At 38.3% G+C, this 5,250-nt stretch carries 7 protein-coding genes; all 7 read right to left on the bottom strand.

Features of this window, described 5'->3' with window-relative positions; all coding sequences use genetic code 11:
* Positions 1-269 precede the first annotated feature (269 nt).
* A complete protein-coding gene (locus AB1414_14895; GenBank protein ID MEW6608709.1) occupies positions 270-581 on the bottom strand; it encodes a type II toxin-antitoxin system PemK/MazF family toxin in 312 nt (103 codons plus the stop codon).
* Positions 578-811 carry a ribbon-helix-helix domain-containing protein gene (locus tag AB1414_14900; GenBank protein MEW6608710.1) on the bottom strand — a complete coding sequence of 78 codons (234 nt, stop codon included), beginning with the start codon at positions 809-811 and terminating at the stop codon, positions 578-580. Before AB1414_14900 ends, AB1414_14895 begins: the two co-directional genes overlap by 4 nt.
* A gap of 188 nt (positions 812-999) precedes the next feature.
* Entirely contained in the window at positions 1,000-1,581 is a 582-nt protein-coding gene (locus AB1414_14905; GenBank protein ID MEW6608711.1) for a nucleotidyl transferase AbiEii/AbiGii toxin family protein, read from the bottom strand.
* On the bottom strand, positions 1,578-1,787 hold the full coding sequence (locus AB1414_14910; protein ID MEW6608712.1) for a hypothetical protein: 210 nt from the start codon (positions 1,785-1,787) through the stop codon (positions 1,578-1,580). Before AB1414_14910 ends, AB1414_14905 begins: the two co-directional genes overlap by 4 nt.
* A 41-nt stretch (positions 1,788-1,828) precedes the next feature.
* The gene (locus AB1414_14915; protein MEW6608713.1) at positions 1,829-4,291 is read right to left on the bottom strand and encodes a lamin tail domain-containing protein; all 2,463 of its coding nucleotides are present in this window, start codon (positions 4,289-4,291) and stop codon (positions 1,829-1,831) included.
* 87 nt (positions 4,292-4,378) lie between these two features.
* Positions 4,379-4,768: a type II toxin-antitoxin system VapC family toxin gene (locus AB1414_14920; protein MEW6608714.1), complete on the bottom strand. Its 390-nt coding sequence runs from the start codon at positions 4,766-4,768 to the stop codon at positions 4,379-4,381.
* Entirely contained in the window at positions 4,758-4,979 is a 222-nt protein-coding gene (locus tag AB1414_14925; protein MEW6608715.1) for a hypothetical protein, read from the bottom strand. The genes AB1414_14920 and AB1414_14925 overlap by 11 nt, the downstream gene beginning before the upstream one ends.
* Positions 4,980-5,250 lie beyond the last annotated feature (271 nt).

Here is a 5,250-nt window from a genome sequence, read left to right on the forward strand (position 1 = left end):
ACAGGTCATTGTTTTCTCTTCACCGATAACCTGATAACCGATAACTTTCTAAACATAGCAAAGCAAACTTAACAAAGCAATAGGTTGTTCACCACCTTATTTTCCTTCCTTTGCGTCCTTTGCGAAACCTTCCTTTGCGCTCTTTGCGGTTAAATCTTTATACCTTTAAAAAACTTGAACATCGAGTTATACTTAACGATTGAGCTGAGCGGTGCGGTTTACCGCGTCCACTCCAACGATTTGTTATCTTTATCTATTCTGATTCGTCTCTATAAGTCGAGCGCAAATAGTATTGCTCTTCGCACTTGTTCCAACTTTTCTGGGGAGAGTGTTGTAATAAGTGATCCAATTTTTCCTTTTGATACTGTCTGGATGTGGTCGAAGTTAATGGCACAGTCTTTCTTCATCCCATCGTCTTCAGTGAGAAAAACTTCACCTGGAATATCCCTGATAGTTGATGTTATCGGTGCAATGGTGACCTCGCCCAGATATTCAAGAATAGAGTTTCTTGTTAGGATAAGAACAGGACGTTTCTTATCGGGAGATTTGAACTTGTACCACCTGATATCTCCCCGTTTCATTTGTCCCCCCAATTCTGTTCTCTTTCCCACACGCTGAACTCGTCTTTGTTTACAGGAGAAATTTCATATCCTCTTCGGTGCTTTTTCTCTAATCGCCTGAGAGTGAGATTATTGATAGCTTCCCGTAGCGCGTTTCGCGTGAATGCTGATCTTGTCGTTTTAAGTTCCCTTACCACTCTGTCAACAGCTTTAACCAAATCGTCCTCTAATGTCATTTGTATTGTTCTCATAAATCTTCCCCCTGTTTTTATATGGAGTAATTATTCAGCCACAGATGGACACAGATGAAACACTGATTTTATTTTTTTATCCGTGCTAATCCGTGTTAATCAATGGCTGAATAGTTACTTTATTTCTATGTCTTCTCTGTTCCTCTGTGTCTCTGCGGTAAAAGACTACCTGAACGATTACCGCAGATTTAATAATCTGTATCCTCTGTATCCTCTGCGGATTTTACCTCATCATTCAAAAATGTTTTAATCCCTAATTTCTCTGCCCATTTCATCATATATTTTAAATCAAGTTTACCTCTCTGGATTATAAGTATCTGGTGAATATCTTCTATATCCCGAGTTCGACCGGCTAAAAGTTTATAGAGGATTGTATCCTCTGGAGCTATTACAGGAATAGTTAGATTTCCAATTTTAACATTCTGTTTTCTAACTAAAGCCTCTTTTGAATACCTACTTTTTGCCAGAAATAGGTCAATATAAATCTCCTGTTCCTCAATAGGATAAATTAGTGTAATAAATGGTAAATTTTGAATAAGTTTTATGGGATTACTTTTATCGTATATAAATCCTTCTTTAGTAAGTTCTTTAAGGAAATTTTCTAAATTACTCCTTTCAATATCAATAACTCCATCAATATCATAAGTAGCTCGTGGTTCTGCCCAAACACTTATAGCCAGTCCTCCCATAAACATAATAGGTATCTGTTCGTTTTGAGTTATCTTCAATATCTTAGCGATGATATCTAAAAGTATATTTGTAATTATCATATTATCTTTGCCATAGTCTGTTGGGTGATAAGCCGATTTTTTTGCCTTATATTATTTAGTCGTCTCCAAAATTCTTTTTTAGCTAACACCTCATCATTTAGATTTAATTTTATTCCTTCGAACATTAAATTAGCTGATAGGTCACATAATTCTAACCAAACAATCGCTTTTTGTTCTAATGAATTCCAACTCTGATAATATCTCATTTTACTTTATCCTTTCCTTTCCGCAGATTTCACAGATTGTTTTATTCAACCCTTACATCAAAGTATACATTCCCATTACCTTTAGGCTCAACATCTCCTATCTCCCATTTAATATGAGTTACGGGTGCTGTTTGTGATGAATCATAATTTAACCCACCATCATGTGAATAATAGATATTTCCTGTTCCTCCATAAGCAGAATTAGAGATATAAGTTGTCCCATCAGGGATTCCATCTATCAAGACGAGATTAGTTGCCGTCCCTGACCCTATATTTTCATAACTAAGTGTATAGGTTAAAGTTCCCCCAGAAGATATAGTGCCCATAGGAGTTACTTTTTTAGAAAAGGTAAGTAGTGGCTCTGGAGTAGTGCGTTGAAAAGAAAATTCATCAAATATCGCACCGTCACTTCGGACAGTGCGGAAAGTAGCCTGCCATGTAGTAGGATTGAGTTTTTGAATATCCAACTCCGTATAGCTGCGATAATCCGTATTTACCCAATCGTAGAAATATTTAGTATAATATGGTGGTCCATTGTTTCCAGTAATGTCCATCCATGTTTCCCAACCGGTTTGTGGTGAGCGTGCTCCTTCACCACTATTGCCCTGAACAAGATAATTAAGATTTGCCGGGTCTTTATCGTCCATTGTGGTTTCAAACCCTGCGGGGCCTGTCAGACAGCGTTCAACGATGTGGTCGTGTGAACAAAACACCGCATCCACGCCATACTGTCGAAAGACTGAGTCAAGTGCCCGAATATGCCAGCCACTTTGCGGCTCATCTGGAGCACCATGTACACCACGAGAATACGGTGCAGGATGCATCAGGATAAATGTAAAAATACAATTTTGTTGAGCATCTTGTAATTGCGAAATCAACCAATTGTACTGCTCACTGTTTGGCTCCCAATCAGGAGTAGTGTCATCAGCCAGATAATCGTGATTGTCAAGAGTATCATTACTGGTATTGTTTGTATCCAGCACAATAAATGCTGCACAGCCATAGTCAATTCGATAGTATCGTTCCTCCCAGTGCGGATTGCTGCTATTGTTAGGAGGGTTGTGGCAGTATGCCTTGAAGCGTTTCATGGAAGTATCAATACCGCCACTCCACCCACCATCATATATTTCATGATTTCCAACTGTAAAATGATAAGGAATCAGACTGGCTAAACGACTTCCTGGGTCATCACTATCCGAGGCAGTGCAAACTCGGCGGTAAAGCCAAACCCACGCTATATCATACCCTTCCCAGACCTCATCCCCATTATGGAATGTAAGGTTTGGCTGACGCGAAAGAGCCAGATTGGTCACAGCACGATGCCTGGAGATAATTGTATCATTATCTGTTCTGCCATCACCAAGTATGGCAACACGGAAATTACTATCACGAAGGACAGCGGTAGTAAAGGTATAAGTATTACTAATAACTCCACCTGAGCGCACACGGTAAGGGTAAGTGGTTTCAGCCACTAACCCTGAAATAGTTGCCATGTGCAAATACCGACTTTCCTCTCCTGTAACAGTAAACAGTTCATTTGTAGCAGAAACAATCTGGCTATATCCAGTTCCATACTCAACCTGATTTGAAGACTCAGAAGTCTCTGTCCACCACATAATTGTCATACTACTTGTGCCAGGATTCTGAAGATAAGGCTGGATAAACAAAGGTATAATAAAGATAGTAGTAGCCTTCGCCTCAGAATTTAGCCCTTTAGCATTTACAGTTACACTGCCACAACCTGTCTGAAGAGTAACTGTAAATGTAACAGAAAAAGAACCATCTGCATTGGTTGTAGTGGTTGTAATAGTAGATGTAGTTCCAAAGTCAATAATTATTTCTTCCGTAGCAAAAAAGCCCTGTCCTGAAACAGTTACCAGACTACCTACCGTCCCAGCCGTAGGCGAGATAATGATATTTCTTAAAGTCGTAGGCGTCGGACTACCAGCAATAAAGTCTTGACTACAATCATTCCTATCGTTATCTGGTGGTTCGCGTTGGAGAGATTTGCCTTCTGTTGTTCCTGTTGAATGTGAAATCACGCCTGTATAAGAACCAGCTTCATAAACGACTACATCTATCACTGCGTCAAATGCATCTGAAAGAATAACCTCATCGCCATTATTTGATAAGGCAAAACTACCTCCTCTCTTAACCATATTAGGCACAAATAGATTTGTCTCTGTTGCATATTCAAAATCAGGATTTTTGTTAAGAAAAAGTGTCCAAAACCCACTTGCTTTTGAAGCAATGGTGATTGTTCCGTAGGCTGGAAGGACTGTTCCAGTTGGAAATTGGTATGTTCCCTCGCCATCTGCGAGTTTATAGTTAGAAAGGTTAATAGGAGAAGAAGTCGGATTGTATAGTTCAACAAATTCGTATTCTTCTTCTGGAGCAGGCGGGTCGTAATATACCTCTGTAATTAGAGGATTCGCTTCCACACATTTACTAAGAAGAACAAACAACAGGAGTATGTTAATTATCCCGATGTTTTTTATATTCACTTTTGCACTTCCTGATTTATAAATTATCCTACCTGTAAAGGTAAGGTTATTTTTTGTATGAGAAAAAGCATAAAGTTAAATTTGTTTTTACCATGTCGCAATTATCAAATTATCTATGGCAGTAAAATGAGAATCCTGAGTAACTAAAGTAAAGTTATATTGTTGAGCAATCGCCGCAATCCAAATATCATTTTCTGGAACTGGCTGTCCTTTATCTTTTAAATGATTTTTTATCTCTCCATATCTCTTAGCTGTTTCTGCATTACAAGAAACTATCGTATTACAGAGTGCAAATTCATCTATGCGAGCAATGTTTTCAATAACTCTGACAGATTTGTAAGCACCAAAATATAGTTCTCCAATAGCAATGCATGGAATAAATACTTCTTGAGCATTGATAATACGGTTATGAATTCCAGGTTCTTTAGCAAAAAGACCAATGATTATATTTGTATCAAGAAGAAATCTACCATTCACTAATGTCTACCCTCTCACAATTTTCCTCTATTGCTTTTGACATTATATTTAAATCATCAGCAGGAATAGCACCTTCAAATCGTAGAAAATTTTTCCCTTTAACACCTTTAGGAATTAAAACTTTCACAAAATCAAGTGCCCGCAGTTGAAGGTCATACGGAAGCATTTCAAGTTGAGCAATAAGATTGTCTTTCAGGTATGTGATTGTCATAAATCCACCTCTCTTTCTATTTATTCAACGCCTTTGCCAGAGCCTGATTGCCCCTGGTTCAACCAGCCCTCATTTTTCATCATCTTAAGGATACACTATTTTTGCTTTCCTGTCAATAAAAATCTTTCGACCTGTGCGGTTAGGTGTAAGGGTTCAGGTAGGATAAAAATAAGGAGAAAGGGAGAAGATGGAGAAGTGGAGAAAAGAAGAGTTAACTGATAGGATTATTAATGCCTGTATTAATGTCCATAAAAAGTTAGTGTCGTGTTGA

The sequence above is a fragment of the bacterium genome (assembly GCA_040755795.1).
In the GTDB taxonomy this organism is placed as follows: Bacteria; UBA9089; CG2-30-40-21; order CG2-30-40-21; family SBAY01; genus JBFLXS01.

Excerpts from the sequence above, each read along its gene's own strand:
- AB1414_14895 (MEW6608709.1), bottom strand. The coding sequence starts at position 581 with ATGAAACGGGGAGATATCAGGTGGTACAAGTTCAAATCTCCCGATAAG.
- AB1414_14900 (MEW6608710.1), bottom strand. The coding sequence starts at position 811 with ATGAGAACAATACAAATGACATTAGAGGACGATTTGGTTAAAGCTGTT.
- AB1414_14905 (MEW6608711.1), bottom strand. The coding sequence starts at position 1,581 with ATGATAATTACAAATATACTTTTAGATATCATCGCTAAGATATTGAAG.
- AB1414_14910 (MEW6608712.1), bottom strand. The coding sequence starts at position 1,787 with ATGAGATATTATCAGAGTTGGAATTCATTAGAACAAAAAGCGATTGTT.
- AB1414_14925 (MEW6608715.1), bottom strand. The coding sequence starts at position 4,979 with ATGACAATCACATACCTGAAAGACAATCTTATTGCTCAACTTGAAATG.